Genomic DNA, 15,455 nt, shown 5'->3' on the forward strand with positions numbered 1-15,455 from the left:
GGCAGTTTGAGTTCGGCGATGCGGATCATGGTGTCGTGAGGCTTGTGTTGATCAAGCAGCGAGGGGGCTATTGTCGCCGCAGACAATCGGGGCATGAGCCCCTCTGTCGATCGCACCGCCGTGCCTCCCGTCAAGCCCCTGTGGCGCGTCTACCTGGTGTTCCTGTTGCCCATGGTGCTGTCGAACATCCTGCAGGGCCTGTCGGGCACGCTCAACGGCATCTACATCGGCCAGATGCTGGGCACGCACGCGCTGGCCGCGGTCTCGGGCATGTTCCCCATCGTGTTCTTCTTCGTCTCGCTGATCATCGGCCTGGGCTCGGGGGCTTCGGTGCTGATCGGCCAGGCCTGGGGCGCGCGCGAGCCGCACAAGGTCAAGCAGATCGCCGGCACGGCGATCACGCTGGGCGCGCTCATCGGCCTGGCGGCCGCGGTGGCCGGCACCGTGTTCGCCCGCGAGGCCATGGCCGCGCTGGGCACGCCGGCCGATGTGCTGGACGACGCGGTGTCCTACGCCCGCATGATGATGCTGTTCATGCCGCTGCTGCTGGTGTTCATCCTGCTCACGCAGCTGCTGCGCGGCGTCAGCGACACCGTCTCGCCGCTGCTGGCCCTGCTGGTCTCCACCACCCTGGGCCTGGCGCTGACGCCCTTGCTCATCAAGGGCTGGATCGGGCTGCCGCCGCTGGGCATCCGCAGCGCGGCGCTGGCCGGCTGTGTCTCGCAGCTGGCCGCGCTGACCTTTCTGGTGGTGCGCCTGCGCCGTCTGGGTCACGTGCTGGCGCCCGACCGTGTGCTGCTGCGCGCGCTGCGGCTGGACCGCGCCATCCTGGGCAAGGTCATGCGCATCGGCCTGCCCACCGGGCTGCAGATGGTGGTGCTCTCGCTGTCGGAGCTGGTGATCCTGTCGCTGGTCAACGGTCACGGCTCGCAGGCCACGGCGGCCTACGGCGCGGTCACGCAGATCGTCAACTACGTGCAGTTCCCGGCCCTGTCGATTGCCATCACCGCGTCCATCCTGGCCTCGCAGTCCATCGGCGCGGGCCGCACCGAACGGCTGGGGCCGATCCTGAAAACCGGCCTGGGCCTGAACGCCGTGCTCACCGGGGGTCTGGTGCTGCTCGGCTACGGGGCCTCGGGCTGGGTGCTGGGTCTGTTCCTGACGCAGGACGCGGTGCTCGCGCAGGCGCAGCACCTGCTGCACCTGATGCTCTGGAGCATCCTGGTGTTCGGTTTCCAGGCGGTGATCGGCGGTGTCATGCGCGCCAGCGGCGACGTGCTGGTGCCGATGGCGATCTCGGTGTTCTGCATCCTGGGCGTGCAGCTGCCGGTGGCCTACTGGCTCGACGCCCGCATGGGCCTGGCGGGCATCTGGATCGCCTTCCCGGTGGCCTATGTGGCCATGCTGGTGCTGCAATCGGGCTACTACCTGGGGGTGTGGCGGCACCGCAAGATCCGGCGCCTGATTTAGCCCCCACGCTCCGCCGCTTTGCGGGTCGCTGCCCCCCAAGGGGGCGCGAATTCCGCTGGGGGCGGCCTGGCGCTGAATCCCTTGTGCGGGATAATCACGCCCGTGAAGCGCGCCAGACCGCCGCTGGCACGAGACCCGAAAGGGTGTGCTGGAGGAACGTCCGGACTGCACAGGACAGCGTAGGAGGTAACACCTCTCCACCGACCAGCCTGACGGGGCAACCTGTTGGGTCCTAAGGTGAGGATCAGAGCAACAGAGACGAGCCGATTCAGTTCGGGTGAAACGGGCAATCTCTACGCGCAGCAATACCAAATAGGCCAGCGTTGATGTGGTTCCGCGGAGCTGGCGGGTAGGTAGCACCGAGCCGGGTGGGCAACCCCCGGCCCAGAGGAATGGCGGTCACATCCGGGGCAACCCGGGTGCACAGAATCCGGCTTATCGGCGCGCTTCACACTTTATTTTTCAGGCCTCGGGCGTGTCCGTGTCCTGCGCCCCCCGGTCCAGCCGGGTGCGGGCGGCGGCGGCCAGCGCCAGGTAGCGCGCCTTGAACGCGTCCAGCGTTTCCTCTTCCAGCTCTTCCAGGTCCAGCAGGGCGTTGTGCGCGCCCTGCGTGGCGCGGATCAGTTCATCGAGCTTGACCTGGATCGCCTCGGTGTCGCGGTTCTGCGTGTTCTGGATCAGGAACACCATCAGGAACGTGATGATGGTGGTGCCGGTGTTGATGACCAGCTGCCAGGTGTCGCTGAAGCCGAACAGTGGCCCCGTCACCAGCCAGACCACGATGACCGCCACCGCGAGCGTGAACACGCGCGGGCGCCCGCAGAAGTGCGACGCGGCTTTGGCGAAACGCGAATACCAGCGGTTGTTCTGCATGGCGGTGTCCTCTGCTGTGGTGGAGGGCTGAACGACCGATCAGCGGCCGCCGTCCACCAGCCAGCGCACGAAGCGCTCGGCTTCGTCGGCGCTGAGGCGTTCGTGGGCCGGCACCCCGCCGAACAGGTGGTGTTCGCGCAGGTGGGCCGAACGCCGGGCGATCTCGGCTTCGTTGCCCTGGGCGCTGGCGAAATGCTGGGCCAGTTGCGCCATGGTCGGCGCCTGGCCGCGCGGTGGCGTGCCGTGGCAGTTCAGGCAACCCTTGTCCAGGGCCAGGTTCATGTTGGCGCTGGCCATCAAAGGCAGCGTGGCGGCCAGCCACACCGCGCCGGTGCGCAGGAGAGTAGCGGTCTTCATGCGTTGAAACCTCCCAGGCTCTGGATGTGTTGCACGTGCGCCAGCATCGAGCGCTTGGCCACCGGCCACAGGCGCTCGGGCACGTCGTCGTAGGCGAGCTTCACCCAGTCGTCCACCGTGCCGTCGGGGCGGGCCTGCATGGCGCGAGCCACCTTGGCCTCGCGGGCCAGGCGGTGGGCCTTGAGGTGGGCGATGGCCGCGCGCGCGCCACCGTGTTCGGGCGCGCTGGGGTTGTCGGCCGTGCGCTGCAGGTCGCCCAGCACGTAGCCGTGCGCGGGCAGGATGAAATCGACCCCGTGTGCCGCGCACAGCCGGTCGAGCTTGTCGAGCGAGTCGAGGTAGTCGCCCATGTGCCCGTCGGGCGGATCGATGACGGTGGTGCTGCCGTTGAGGATGTGGTCGCCACTGAACAGCAATCCGTCTTCTTCGAGCAGCAGGCACAGGTGGTTGGCCGCGTGGCCGGGGGTGTGCACCACCTGCAGGGTGTGGGTCGTGCCGTCGGGCGCGCTCAGCGTCAGGCGCTCGCCGTCGGCCAGGGCGCGTTCGGGCGTGAAGCGGCTGTTCTCGCGCGAGGTGGGCGCGCTGGGCAGGCCGAGGATGGGTGGCGCGGCCCGGCCGGCGTTGGCGCACAGCGCTTGCAGCCGCGCCGCGCCGGGCGAGTGGTCGGGGTGCGAGTGGGTGCAGACGATGGCGCGGATGTCGCCGCCCGCAGCGCGCCACAGGCGTTCGATGTGCTCAGCGTCGTCCGGGCCGGGGTCGATGGCGATGTGGCCGCTGGCCGGATCGCCGACCAGGTAGCTGTTGGTGCCCGGCCCGGTCATGAAACCGGGGTTGGGCGCGGTCAGGCGCTGCACGTTGCGCAGCAGCGGCACTGGGCGCTCGGTCTGCCAGGCCAGCTCATGCTCGATCTGGCCGTCTGGGCAGACCAGGGCCAGTTCGCCGAAGGGCGGTTCGTGCTCCATGTGGCGCGACTCGTGGCCGTTCAGGAGCCCGGCGCGCGGGCAGCTGGTGAACAGGGGTTCGTCATTGACCGCACATGCCCGGAGCACATCGTCCACCGTGGCATAGGCCTTCAGGCGCTCCAGCGTGCGGATGGTCGGGAAGATGATGAAGAAGTCACCGGCCGCGTGCCGGGCCAACGCATCGGCCGGGCGCACCCACAGCGGCTCGAACTGCTCGGCTTCGTCGGCCACCGGTTGCTGGCCGGCCGGCATGCGGGCCACAAGAAAGGGCACGTCGAAGCGGCGCGGCAGGTCGCGGTCGGTGATCCAGTGTGCGAGCACGAAGACCTCGGCCCCCGAAAGGGTCAGGCCGTGCGCGGCGCACTGGGCGGCAAACGGTGTCTGGCGGTCCAGCTTGGCGATCTCGGCCGTGCCCAGATGCGATCCGTCGGCACGGCGGGCCAGCAGCACGCCGAGTTCCTCGAAGCTTTCGCGGATGGCGGCGATGGCCTGCGTGAGGTGCCGGTCGCTTTGCGTCGGCCGGCGGGTGGACTGGCCGTGCGACTGCGCGTCGGCGGCGTCGATGCCGCCGCCGGGGAAGACGTAGGCGCCGGGCGCGAAACTCGCCGTCATGGAGCGGCGGGTCATCAGCACTTCGACGCCGCGGTCGCCGTCGCGCAGCAGCAGCACGGTGGCAGCGGGGCGCACGGCGGCGGGCGTGCGGGCGGGGTGGAGGCGTTGGGATGAGCGGACCATGCCACATGTTACGGCGACCGCGGGCCCGGTTGTGGCAACGGGCGCCGCGGGGGTGGGGGCGCGGTCCGCCGCCGGGCCACCCCTTGGCCGATCGGCTGGCCGTCAGGCCGTTGTCTGACCGAGTGCCCGCATCTCGGGCGAAAGCCCCTGCCACGCGATGTCGAAACCCGCGGTGTGGCGCTGGGGCGGCAGCGGCGTGGTGCGCAGGGCCCAGTGGGTGCCGGCGGTCACGCTGTCTATGACCGGCACCGGCACGTCGCCTTGCAGGGCGGCGGCCATGCCGGCCAGGCCTGCGCCGCCGAGGATGACGGCCTGCACACCCAGCTGGTGGGCCGCATCGCGGCAGGCCTGCGCCAGCAGGCGGTGCGCACCGGCCGGATCGGCGGCCAACTGCGCCCCCGTGGGCGCCACGGTGTGGATGCCCGCAAGTTGCTGCGCCTGACCGAGTGCCTGTGCCAGGCGTTGCAGCATCGGCCCCCAGCGCTCGCCGCCGGTGACGATGGCGTAGCGGCCGTGGCGTGCGGCCTCGATGAAAGCCGCCTCGGCGAGACCCGTCACCGGTACCGGGCTGGACTCGCGCAGCGCCATCAGGCCCGGGTCGCCGAAGCAGCCGATCAGCACCGCGTCGGGCTGGGGGCCGTCGTGGGCGAGCGCGGCGGCCCAGGCGTCCAGCGCGGCGTGTGCGGCCACCGCGTAGCTGGATTCGTCGGCGATGTAGGGCGCGCCGAAGCGGGCGGTGACGGTGTGCACCTGCACGTGCGATCCGGCGGCCGCCTGCACGTGCGTCTGCAGCAGCGCGCTGACGCGCTCCGAGGTGTTGGGGTTGATGACCAACAACCGTTTCATGAACTGAACAGTTCCAGCAGGTCGGGTGCCGCTTCAGGGGTGGACGTGAAACTGAGTTGCGACTCCAGACGTTCCAGGTGCTCGCGCATCAGGCGCGCCGCTTCTTTCGCATCACGCAGCTGGATGGCCGCGAGCAGGGCGCGGTGCTCCTGGCAGCCGCAGGCGGTGGCGTCCTCGCGCGCCTGGGCGTGCGGCGCGCTGTAGGCCATGAGGATGAGCGAGGTGCGCGAGACCAGCTCGCGCAGGATGCCGCCCAGGGTCTGGTGGCCGGCGTGTTCGGCGATCTGCAGGTGAAAGTCGCCCGAGAGGCGGATCGCGCGCCGCATGTCGCCGGCCTTGCGCGCGGCTTCTTCGTCGCGGATGCAGGCCTTGAGCGCCTGGATGTGAGTCGCGGTGGCGCGGACGATGAAGCGCTCCACCAGCAAGGGTTCGATCATGCGCCTGACCTCGAACACCTCGCGCGCCTCGGCTTCGCTGGGTTCGGCAATCGCCGCGCCCCGGTTGGGCGTGAGCGTGACCACCTTTTCATTGGCCAGCCGCACCAGCACCGGGCGGATGCGTGTGCGCGAGACGCCGAAGGCCAACGCCAGCCGGTCTTCCACCAGCTTGGTGCCGGGCGGCAGCTGGTGGTCGAGGATGGCCGAAACCATGCGCTCGTAGATCGCCTGGTCGGTGGGCGCAGCCTTCATGCCGTGGGCTCCAAAGATGCTCCGTCCAGCACACACCGTGGAGCGGGCTGGGCCCGGCCACTGGTGTGGTCCCCCCTCGTGAGGGGGGAAGACGCGAAGCGGCGCAGGGGGGTCATTTCTTGTTCTTCTTCAGCCAGAGGGCCAGCCCCACCGTGATGCCCATCACCGCGAAGGACACCACCGTGGTCACCGTGCCCAGCGCGTAGATGGCTGGCGTGGTGACGGTGGCCGTCAGGCCCTGCAGTTCCAGCGGCAGGGTGTTGACGTCGCCGATGGCCTGCGAGGTGCGGGCGATCTCGTCCCAGCTGAGCGTGAAGCCGAACATGCCGATGCCGACCACCGAGGGGCCGATCAAGGGCAGCACCACGTGGCGGAAGGTCTGCCAAGGTGTGGCGCCGAGGTCGCGCGCCGCTTCCTCGTACGCCGGGTTGAAGCGGTTGAAGACCGCGAACATGATCAGCAGGCCGAAGGGCAGGGTCCAGGTCAGGTGCGCGCCCAGGGCGGAAGTGAACAGGCCCAGCGCGGTGCCGTATTCCTCCAGCGTGGTGGTCGCGCCCACCGCTTCGAGCAGCCACTTGAGCCCGCCGTCGAGCAGGCGGAACTGCAGGCCGATGCCCAGCGACACGATGATGGACGGCATGATCAGGCTGGCCACCGTCACGTAGAACAGTGCGTTGCCGCCGCGCAGCTTCTTGCGGAAGGCCAGGCCCGCCAGCACCGACAGCACAACGGTGAAGGCCATCACCACCGCGCCCAGCATCAGCGAGCGGGTGAACGCCGCGCCGATGTCCACCGTGCCCAGGCCTTCTGCGAGCTGGCGGAACCAGTGCAGTGAGGTGCCGCGCATCGGGAAGGTGAGGCCGCCTTCCGGCCCCTGGAACGAGAGCACGAAGATGACGAACATCGGGCCGTACATGAACAGCACGAACAGGGCGAACACGGCGGCCAAGGGCCAGAAGCCGGCGGCGCGCGCGTCGGAGACTCGGGCTTGCATATCAGCGCCCGCCCGGCCGCCCGAAGGGCGTTGAGCGCCCCCTCGGGGGGCAGTGACCACACGCAGTGGGGAACGTGGGGGTTGTCATGTTTACAGTTCCTTTCTGATGTCCACCAGCCGGGTCAGGCCCCAGATGATCATGAGAACGACGGCGAGCAGGATCACCGCGTTGGCCGCGGCCAGCGGGAACTGCAGGTAGGAGGTCTGCACCTGGATGATCTTGCCGACCGAGGCGATCTGCTGGCCGCCCATGACGCCGATGGTCACGAAGTCGCCCATGACGATGGTGATGACGAAGATCGAGCCGATGATGATGCCGGTCTTGCACAGCGGCACGATCACGTTCCACAGCGTCTGCCAGGCGCTCGCCCCGGCGTCGCTGGCGGCTTCGAGCAGGCTGCGGTCGATGCGCATCATGCTGTTGAAGATGGGCACGATCATGAACATGGTGTAGAGGTGCACGAAGGCCAGCACCACCGAAAAATCGGAGAACAGCAGCCACTCGATGGGTTCATCGATCAGGCCGATGCCCTGCAGGCTCTGGTTGACCAGGCCGTTGCGTCCCAGCAGCGGCACCCAGGAAATCATGCGGATGACGTTGGACGTCCAGAAGGGCACGGTGCAGAGCACGAACAGCGCGGTCTGCATGCCCGAAGACCGCACGTGGAAGGCCAGGAAATACGCCACCGCAAAGCCCAGCACCAGCGTGATCAGCCAGACCAGGAAGCTGAACTTCAGCGTGGACAGGTAGGTCGAGAGCGTGACGCAGAAATCACCGTGCTCGGTGAGCGCGGAGCAGCCCTCGAAGATGGACAGGTAATTGCGGACCGTGAAGGCCGGGATCAGCTCGTACTCGTTGAAGTCCCAGAAGCTGACCATCAGCACCAGGCCCAGCGGGATCAGGAAAAACAGCACGAACACCAGCGTGTACGGCGCGGCCTGCCACCCGGCGGGCACGGTGCGGTTGGGGCTGTCGGTGACCAGCGCCGCAGTGGAGGTGGATGGACTGCTCATGGAGTGACAACGTGAGGGGTGAACAAGTGGGCGTCCGGAGCGAAATGCCTGTGTCGAGAACACGGCGGAACCGGCTTTGCCGGGCCGCTCGTGTTGCCCCCCTCAGGGGGGTGACGCGCCGCAGGCGCGGCGCGGGGGGAGTCCGTCAGGCCGCGACAAATTCGTTCCACTTCCTGACCATGTACTCGTTCTCGTCCATGACCGCGTTCCAGCAAGCGATGCCGCCCATGCGCGCTTCGTAGCTGCCGCCGTCGCGCACCGCGCCGGCCTTGGCCAGCACGTCGCCGTTGGGGCTCTTGATGTCCTGCGAAGCGGGCTTGCCTTCCATCCAGTAAGCCCATTCGTAGGCTTCCATCTTGGCCTTGGCGGTGTCCAGCACGGCGCTGTAGTAGCCCTGGCGGTTGAGGTAGGCGCCGGCCCAGCCGTCGAGGAACCAGTTGATGAATTCGTAGGCGCCGTCGAGCTTGCGGCCCGACAGCGTGGCGGGCAGACCGAAGCCGGCGGCCCAGGCGCGGTAGCCTTCCTTGAGCGGCTGGAAGTTGCAGGCGATGCCCTTGGTGCGCACGGCGGTCACGGCGGGGCTCCACATGGACTGGATCACCACCTCGCCCGAGGCCATCAGGTTCACCGATTCGTTGAAGTCTTTCCACAGGGCGCGGAACTGGCCGGCCTTCTTGGCTTCGATCAAGGTCTTGATCGTCAGGTCGATCTCGGCCTTGCTCATGTTGCCCTTGTCCTTGTACTTGTGGATGCCCATGGCTTCCACCACCATGGCCGCGTCCATGATGCCGATGGACGGGATGTTCAGGATCGCGGTCTTGCCCTTGAACTCCGGGTTCAGCAGTTCGGCCCAGGAATTGATGGGGCGCTTGATCAGGTCGGGGCGGATGCCCAGCGTGTCGGCGTTGTAGACCGTGGGGATCAGGCTCATGAACTGGGTCGGGCTCTTGGCGAAGACCTTGCTCTTCTCGCCTTCGAGGTAGATCACCTTCTTGGGCGCGGTGCCCTGGTCGCCCACGGCCTTGCCGGCCACGGTGCCGGTGGTGAACAGCGGGGTGATCTTGTCGGCGTTCTTGATCTTCTTGACGTCGATGCCCTTGAGGTTGCCGGTGGGCACGATCTTCTTGAGCGAGAAGTACTCGGTGTCGATCAGGTCGAAGCTGTTGGGGGCGGTGACGGCGCGCTTGGTCACTTCGTCGGTGGTCACGGCCACGTACTGGATCTTGATGCCGGTGTCCTTCTCGAACTTCTCGGCAATGGTCTTGTCCTGGTTCACCGCGGTGCCCAGGTAGCGCAGGGTGATCTTCTCTTGCGCGTGCACGCTCGGGGCCAGGCCGCTGGCCAGGATGCCGGCCATGCCAGCGGTGCCCTGCAGCAGGCTGCGGCGCGACAGGCCGGTGTTCTGGATTTCGGTGGAATCGGACATGGGTGAACTCCTGGGTGGGGTGGGGGGAAGGAACGGAAAAAGGGGAGCGCGGGTGATCAGGCGGCCAGCGCGTGGGCCCGGGCCGGGTCCCAGCTCAGGTCCACGCGTTCGCCGGGGGCGTAGGGGCGCTGCACGAAATCGGCCTCGGGCAACATGACCGAGACCGGGCCGGTGGCAGCCTCGCCTTCGAGGCGCAGGCCCAGCAGGACGTAGGTGCCCTGGTACTCCACGTCCTGCACCGTGGCGGGCCAGCCGGTGCTGCTCGCGGGCGCGAGGCGGATATGGTCGTTGCGCACGGCCACCTTGCCGGCGGTGGTGTGGAGCACGTTGTGGCCGCCCATGAAGCGGGCCACGAATTCACTGGCGGGTCGGTTGTAGACGGTGTGGGGCGCTCCGACCTGTTCGATGCGGCCGTGGTTCATCACCACCATGGTGTCGGCCAGGGCCATGGCCTCTTCCTGGCTGTGCGTGACGTGGATGAAGGTCAGGCCCAGTTCGCGCTGCCAGTGGCGCAGCTCGGCGCGCATCTGGATGCGCAGGAAAGGGTCGAGCGCCGACAGCGGCTCGTCCAGCAGCAGCACGCGCGGCTGGGTGATGAGGGCGCGCGCCAGCGCCACGCGCTGCTGCTGGCCGCCGGAGAGTTCACCCGGTTTGCGCTGCGCCAGGTGGCCCATGGCCACGCGCTGCAGCAGGTCCTGCGCGCGGGCGTGGCGCTCGGCCTTGGCCACACCTTTCATCTTCAGGCTGAAGGCCACGTTGTCCAGCGCCGAGAGGTGCGGGAACAACGCGAAGCTCTGGAACATCATGGCCGTGCCGCGCGCGGCGGCGGGCAGGCTGGTGATGTTGCGGTTCTCCAGCAGGATGTCGCCGCTGCTGGTGCTTTCGTGCCCCGCGATCATGCGCAGCGTGGTGCTCTTGCCGCAGCCCGAGGGGCCGAGCAGGCAGCAGTAGCTGTTGGCGGCGATGCGCAGGTCGATGGCGTCGACCGCCACGGCGCCCGGACCGTACTGTTTGGTCAGGGCGATGAGTTCGACGGCGGCGGGGGCGGGGGTGGAGGCGTCCATGTCCACCGTCTTGCACGAGCCATGCCAGCCTCTGCACCCCCGTTTTGTATGCAATCTGCACAAGATTGCATACAAAAAAGCACCGGCTTTGTGCGCAATGGGTCGGGCGCGGTGCATGCCGGTCCGCGGCGGTGCGCACGCACCGGCACGACGCGCACCGGGGTGGGCCGATAATCGAACCATGCGAGTGCACTTCACCAAAATGCAGGGCGCGGGCAACGACTTCGTCGTGCTCGACGAGACGCGCGGCCGCCTGGGCCTGAGCGCGGCCCAGTACCGTTTCCTGGCCGACCGCCACTTCGGCGTCGGCGCCGACCAGATCCTGTCGGTGCGCCCCGCGCCCTCGGCCGGGGTGGACTTCGAGTACGTGATCCACAACGCCGATGGCGGCGAGGTCGAGCACTGCGGCAACGGTGCGCGCTGCTTCGTGCGCTTTGTGCGCGACAAGGGCCTGACCGATGTGAACCCGGTCCGCGTGAAGGTCAAGCACGGCGAGATCAGCTTGCGCCTGAACGAGGACGGCCGTGTGACCGTGGACATGGGCGCGCCCACCTTCGACCGGGCGCGCGTGCCTTTTGATGCCGCGGGCCTGATGCCGGTGCCGATGGGGAACTTCGAGCGCTGGAGCCTGCCGCTGGCCGGCGGCGACGTGGCCGCGGTGGCCGTGCTGTCAATGGGCAACCCGCACGCCGTGCTGCTGGTGGACAACGTGGACACCGCGCCGGTGGCCACCTGGGGCCCGCAGATCGAACGCCACGCGCAGTTCCCGGCCCGGGTGAACGCCGGCTTCCTGCAGGTGGTGGACCGTTCGCAAGTGCGCCTGCGTGTGTACGAGCGCGGCGCCGGCGAGACCCTGGCCTGCGGCACCGGTGCCTGCGCGGCGGTGGTCGCCGGCATCCGCCTGGGCCTGCTGGACGCACAGGTGAACGTGCAGACCCACGGCGGCGTGCTCACCATCGAATGGCAGGACACGCCGACTCACGACGCACCGGTCTTCATGACCGGCCCCGCCACCTCCGTTTTTGAAGGCGAGATCGAGATTCCCGATCTGGCCTGAACACCCTCCAGGGACGCCCCATGACCGACGCCACCATTCCCCCGATCACCGAAGACGACATCGCCAACTACCTGGCCAACACGCCCGATTTCTTCGAGCGTCACGCCAGCCTGCTGGCCGCGGTGCAGCTGACCAGCCCGCACGGCCAGCGCGCGGTGAGTCTGCAGGAGCGTCAGGCCGAGATGCTGCGAGAGAAGATCAAGGGCCTGGAGATGAAGGCGGCCGAGATGATCCGCCACGGCCACGAGAACACCGCCATCGCCGACCGGCTGCAGCGCTGGACCCTGCAACTGCTCAACACCCGCGAAGCGGCCGAGCTGCCCGAGGTGGTGGCCAGCGGCGTGGCGGCGCATTTCGGTGTGCCGCAGGTGGTGGTCAAGCTCTGGGGCGTGGCACCGGACTTTGCCGCGCTGCCTTGCGCCCAGGGCGCCAGCGCCGACGCCCCGGCGTTCGCGACCTCGCTCTCCAAACCCTACTGTGGCGCCAACCGTGGGCTGGAAGCGGCCACCTGGCTGGCCGATCCGTCCGCGGCGGCTTCCCTGGCGCTGATCCCCCTGCGCGCCGGCGACGGCCCGCAGGCGTTTGGCCTGCTGGTGCTGGCCTCGCCCGATGTGCACCGCTTCGCGGCCGACATGGGCACCGACTTCCTGGAGCGCATCGGTGAACTGACCGCGGCATCGCTGTCGCGCCTGAGACCATGACCCCCACGCTGGTCACTTCGTGTACCGCGCTGCTCCCCGCTGGGGCTGGCCTGCCTTGGGGCGGCCCGGCGGCAGGCCGTTCGTACGCCTGACCCATGCTGGCATCGGCCACCGACGCCGAGCTGGTCCAGGCCTACCTGGACCATGTGCGGGTGGAGAAACGCCTGGCCGAGCGCACGGTCATTCTCTACACCGCCGACCTGGACAAATTGCAGGCGAACGCCCAGACCGCTGGTGTGGGCTTGCGCCAGGTGCAGAACGCCCACATCCGCCGCTGGGTGGCGCAGATGCACAGCGGCGGGCGCAGCGCGCGCGGCATCGCGCTCATCCTGTCGGGTTGGCGCGGCCTCTATGTCTGGCTGGGCCGCCAGGGCCTGATCGACCACAACCCGGTGCAGGACGTGCGAGCCCCCAAGGCCGGCAAACCCTTGCCCAAGGCGCTGGGCGTGGACGACGCGGTGCAACTGGCCACGCACGTGCAGGAAGACGACGACCCGCGCCTGGAAGCGCGTGACCGCTGCATCACCGAACTGCTCTACGGCTGCGGCCTGCGCATCGGTGAACTGGTGGGGCTGGACGTGGCGGCCAGCGGCACCGCGCGCGGCTGGATCGACCCCCAGGCCGGCGAAGCCCACGTGCTGGGCAAAGGCAGCAAGCGCCGCAGTGTGCCGGTGGGCCGTGCCGCGCTGGCGGCGCTGGCGCAGTGGCTGGCGGTGCGGGGTGACTGGGCCCAGGACGACCCGGCCCTGTTCATCGGCGGCCGTGGCCAGCGCCTGACGCCGCAGCAGATCCGCGTGCGGCTCAAGCGCCGCTCCATGCTGGCGGGCCTGAACACCCCGGTGCACCCGCACATGCTGCGCCACTCGTTTGCCAGCCACGTCTTGCAAAGCAGTGGCGACCTGCGCGCGGTGCAGGAGCTGCTGGGCCACGCCAGCATCAGCACCACGCAGGTCTACACCCGGCTGGACTTCCAGCACCTGGCGCAGGTGTATGACGCGGCGCACCCGCGGGCCAAAGGCCGCGGCCCGGCCAAGCCTTGAGCGGGCCGGGCCGGGCCGGGCGGGAATACCCGCGGCAACGCCCATCGCGGCCGGCGGCAAAATGCTGTTTGCAAATATCGTTGTTTGCTTCTTTTTAAAACGTCCCCTGACAGGAAACCCCATGAACCGACTGCTGATGGCCTTCAAGGCCGCCCTGATGGCCCTTTGCCTGGCTGCGGCCGCGCCCTCGCAGGCCGCCGACGATGTCATCAAGACCGTGTACCACCTCAGCGAAGGCATCCCGCAGGCCTCGCGCGCGGTGAACAACATCCGCAACCACCTGTCGGCCGACCCCCAGGCCAAGATCGTGGTCGTCGCACACGGCCTCGGCATCGACTTCCTGCTGCAGGGCGCCACCAACCAGATGGAGCAGCCCTTCGCCGGCGCCATCGCCGATCTGGCGGCCAAGGGCGTGGAGTTCCGCGTCTGCAACAACACCCTGACCTCGCGCAAGATCGAGGCCGACAAGGTGGTGCTCGAAGCCAGGATCGTGCCCTCGGGCGTGGCCGAGGTGGCCAAGCTCCAGGCCCGCGAAGGCTTCGTCTATCTGAGGCCTTGAAGCGGTACCTACCCCCCCGCGCCGCAGGTTCGGCCCACCCCCGCCGCGCTGCGCGCGACCCCCTCAAGGGGGCGGCACTGGCGGCCCGGCAAAGCCGGTTCCGCGGTGCCCTGGAGCAACAGCCCTTCCGGCGAATGTGATTGTTATCAAGGATGCGGTGGAACCGGCTTCGCCGGGCCACACGCATCGCCCCCTGGGGGGTGACGCCGCAGGCGGCGCGGGGGGAGCCTCCTTGCGCGGGGGGGGACAATACCCGGATGAAAACCATCCGACTCAAGCCCGGCAAAGAGCGTTCGCTGCAACGCCACCACCCCTGGGTGTTCGACGGCGCCATCGCCAAGGGCAGCGCCGACACCGGCGAAACCGTGCGCGTGGACAGCCACGAAGGCGTGTTCCTCGCCTGGGGCGCGTATTCGCCCAGTTCCAAGATCCGCGTGCGCGCCTGGAGCTTCGACCAGGCCCAGCGCATCGACGCCGCCTTCTTCCGCGAGACGCTGCGCCGCGCCATCGCGCTGCGCGAGCGCATGGGCATTGCCAGCAACGGCCTGCGGCTGGTGCACGGCGAATCCGACGGCCTGCCCGGCCTGGTGGTGGACCGCTACGGCGACACGCTGGTGGCGCAGTTTGGCGCTGCGGGCGTGGAGCGCTGGAAAGACGCGATCGCCGATGCGCTGCTCGATCTGACCGGCTGCACCCGTCTGTACGAACGCTCGGACGCCAGTTCGCGCGCCCTGGAGGGCCTGCCCGAGGTGACGGGCTGGCTGCGTGGCGATGGCCCCACGGCCTTTGAGCTGGAGGAGCACGGCTGGCGCCTGGGGCTGGACATCGCCCTGGGCCACAAGACCGGCTACTACCTCGACCAGCGCGACAGTCGGCTGGCGCTGCACGAATATTCCAAGCGCCTGAAGTTCGCCCAGGTGCTCAATTGCTTCAGCTACACCGGCGGCTTCTCGGTGGCGGCGCTGGCGGGCGGGGCCGGGCACGTGACCAGCATCGACTCGTCTGGCCCTGCGCTGGAGCAGGCGCGTGCCAACCTGCTGCTCAACGGGCTGGACCCGGCACAGGCCACCTTCATCGATGCCGATGTCAACGCCTCGCTGCGCCAGTTCGTGGCCGAAGGCCGGCGGTTCGATGCCATCGTGCTCGACCCGCCCAAGCTGGCGCCCACCGCGGCGCACGCCGAGCGCGCCGCCCGCGCCTACAAAGACATCAACCGCCTGGCCTTCAAACTGCTACCGCCGGGCGGTGTGCTGTTCACCTTCTCGTGTTCGGGTGGCATCGGTGTGGAGCTGTTCCACAAGATCGTGGCCTCGGCCGGGCTGGACGCGGGCGTGGACGGCGCCATCCTGCAGCGCCTGGCGCAGGTCTTCACGGATGGTGCAGCAGATGCAGCCATTGCTCATCTGGATGATCTGCTCTTCGGTATCCGACACCAGAATGTCGTTGTCGATGTTTTCCTGCGTGTCGGCGACCAGGATCTCGTTGTCGAAGTTCTCATCGCCGAACACGTACTCGACCACCGCGATCTTCTGGCCGTGGGCCTCGGTCAGCACGCGCTTGAGCAGCGTGGTTTTGCCCGAGCCGAGGAAGCCGGTGAGGATGGTGGCGGGGATGAGCGACATGGCGGGTTCCGTTAGCAAAAAACAGGCCGGGAGTGTAGTGCAGAGA

At 68.6% G+C, this 15,455-nt stretch carries 14 protein-coding genes, 1 other RNA gene and 2 pseudogenes; 7 read left to right on the forward strand and 10 right to left on the reverse strand.

Translation table 11 applies throughout. From position 1 onward, the window contains the following. The first annotated feature begins 93 nt into the window (after window positions 1–93). Window positions 94–1,470, forward strand: coding sequence for an MATE family efflux transporter (locus ACR2JA_RS02370; protein ID WP_434007532.1), 1,377 nt, complete (start codon window positions 94–96; stop codon window positions 1,468–1,470). Between the two features lie 104 nt (window positions 1,471–1,574). Beyond that, an RNA gene (rnpB, locus tag ACR2JA_RS02375) (RNase P RNA component class A) lies at window positions 1,575–1,924 on the forward strand. Between the two features lie 8 nt (window positions 1,925–1,932). On the opposite strand, the gene ACR2JA_RS02380 is transcribed toward rnpB, so the two are convergent. The 9 genes from ACR2JA_RS02380 to ACR2JA_RS02420 all read right to left on the reverse strand — a co-directional run bounded on the left by ACR2JA_RS02380 (window position 1,933) and on the right by ACR2JA_RS02420 (window position 10,430). After that, a complete protein-coding gene (locus ACR2JA_RS02380; protein WP_434007533.1) occupies window positions 1,933–2,343 on the reverse strand; it encodes a low affinity iron permease family protein in 411 nt (136 codons plus the stop codon). 39 nt (window positions 2,344–2,382) lie between these two features. After that, the gene (locus ACR2JA_RS02385; protein WP_434007534.1) at window positions 2,383–2,700 is read right to left on the reverse strand and encodes a hypothetical protein; all 318 of its coding nucleotides are present in this window, start codon (window positions 2,698–2,700) and stop codon (window positions 2,383–2,385) included. After that, window positions 2,697–4,397 carry an MBL fold metallo-hydrolase gene (locus ACR2JA_RS02390; protein WP_434007535.1) on the reverse strand — a complete coding sequence of 567 codons (1,701 nt, stop codon included), beginning with the start codon at window positions 4,395–4,397 and terminating at the stop codon, window positions 2,697–2,699. Before ACR2JA_RS02390 ends, ACR2JA_RS02385 begins: the two co-directional genes overlap by 4 nt. 102 nt (window positions 4,398–4,499) lie before the next feature. After that, window positions 4,500–5,243, reverse strand: a complete 744-nt coding sequence (locus tag ACR2JA_RS02395; protein WP_434007536.1) for an aspartate/glutamate racemase family protein — start codon at window positions 5,241–5,243, stop codon at window positions 4,500–4,502. Then, window positions 5,240–5,932 carry a GntR family transcriptional regulator gene (locus tag ACR2JA_RS02400; protein ID WP_434007537.1) on the reverse strand — a complete coding sequence of 231 codons (693 nt, stop codon included), beginning with the start codon at window positions 5,930–5,932 and terminating at the stop codon, window positions 5,240–5,242. Before ACR2JA_RS02400 ends, ACR2JA_RS02395 begins: the two co-directional genes overlap by 4 nt. Before the next feature lie 112 nt (window positions 5,933–6,044). After that, window positions 6,045–6,926, reverse strand: a complete 882-nt coding sequence (locus ACR2JA_RS02405) for an ABC transporter permease (protein ID WP_434007538.1) — start codon at window positions 6,924–6,926, stop codon at window positions 6,045–6,047. A 90-nt stretch (window positions 6,927–7,016) separates the two neighbouring features. Continuing rightward, entirely contained in the window at window positions 7,017–7,940 is a 924-nt protein-coding gene (locus tag ACR2JA_RS02410) for an ABC transporter permease (RefSeq protein ID WP_434007539.1), read from the reverse strand. Between the two features lie 145 nt (window positions 7,941–8,085). Beyond that, window positions 8,086–9,366, reverse strand: coding sequence for an ABC transporter substrate-binding protein (locus ACR2JA_RS02415; protein ID WP_434007540.1), 1,281 nt, complete (start codon window positions 9,364–9,366; stop codon window positions 8,086–8,088). 56 nt (window positions 9,367–9,422) lie between these two features. Further along, complete coding sequence (locus tag ACR2JA_RS02420; RefSeq protein WP_434007541.1) at window positions 9,423–10,430, reverse strand: ABC transporter ATP-binding protein; 1,008 nt, start codon at window positions 10,428–10,430, stop codon at window positions 9,423–9,425. A 181-nt stretch (window positions 10,431–10,611) separates the two neighbouring features. Here ACR2JA_RS02420 and dapF point away from each other — a divergent pair, with 181 nt between their 5' ends. From dapF to ACR2JA_RS02445, 5 genes and pseudogenes are all read left to right on the forward strand, one after another. Continuing rightward, complete coding sequence (gene dapF, locus ACR2JA_RS02425; RefSeq protein WP_434007542.1) at window positions 10,612–11,487, forward strand: diaminopimelate epimerase; 876 nt, start codon at window positions 10,612–10,614, stop codon at window positions 11,485–11,487. Window positions 11,488–11,507: 20 nt separating this feature from the next. Beyond that, window positions 11,508–12,188 (forward strand): DUF484 family protein, encoded by a 681-nt coding sequence (locus ACR2JA_RS02430; RefSeq protein ID WP_434007543.1) that lies wholly within the window; start codon window positions 11,508–11,510, stop codon window positions 12,186–12,188. A gap of 95 nt (window positions 12,189–12,283) precedes the next feature. Then, a complete protein-coding gene (locus tag ACR2JA_RS02435; RefSeq protein WP_434007544.1) occupies window positions 12,284–13,228 on the forward strand; it encodes a tyrosine recombinase XerC in 945 nt (314 codons plus the stop codon). Window positions 13,229–13,289: 61 nt separating this feature from the next. After that, window positions 13,290–13,787, forward strand: coding sequence for a DsrE family protein (locus ACR2JA_RS02440; RefSeq protein WP_434007545.1), 498 nt, complete (start codon window positions 13,290–13,292; stop codon window positions 13,785–13,787). A 257-nt stretch (window positions 13,788–14,044) separates the two neighbouring features. Further along, a pseudogene (locus ACR2JA_RS02445) lies at window positions 14,045–15,145 on the forward strand (class I SAM-dependent rRNA methyltransferase); the annotation flags it as partial. On the opposite strand, the pseudogene ACR2JA_RS02450 reads toward ACR2JA_RS02445, so the two are convergent. After that, window positions 15,134–15,409: pseudogene (locus ACR2JA_RS02450) on the reverse strand (GTP-binding protein); the annotation flags it as partial. The pseudogenes ACR2JA_RS02445 and ACR2JA_RS02450 overlap by 12 nt on opposite strands. Window positions 15,410–15,455 lie beyond the last annotated feature (46 nt).

The organism is Hydrogenophaga sp., assembly GCF_051007235.1.
Taxonomy (GTDB): Bacteria; Pseudomonadota; Gammaproteobacteria; order Burkholderiales; family Burkholderiaceae_C; genus Hydrogenophaga.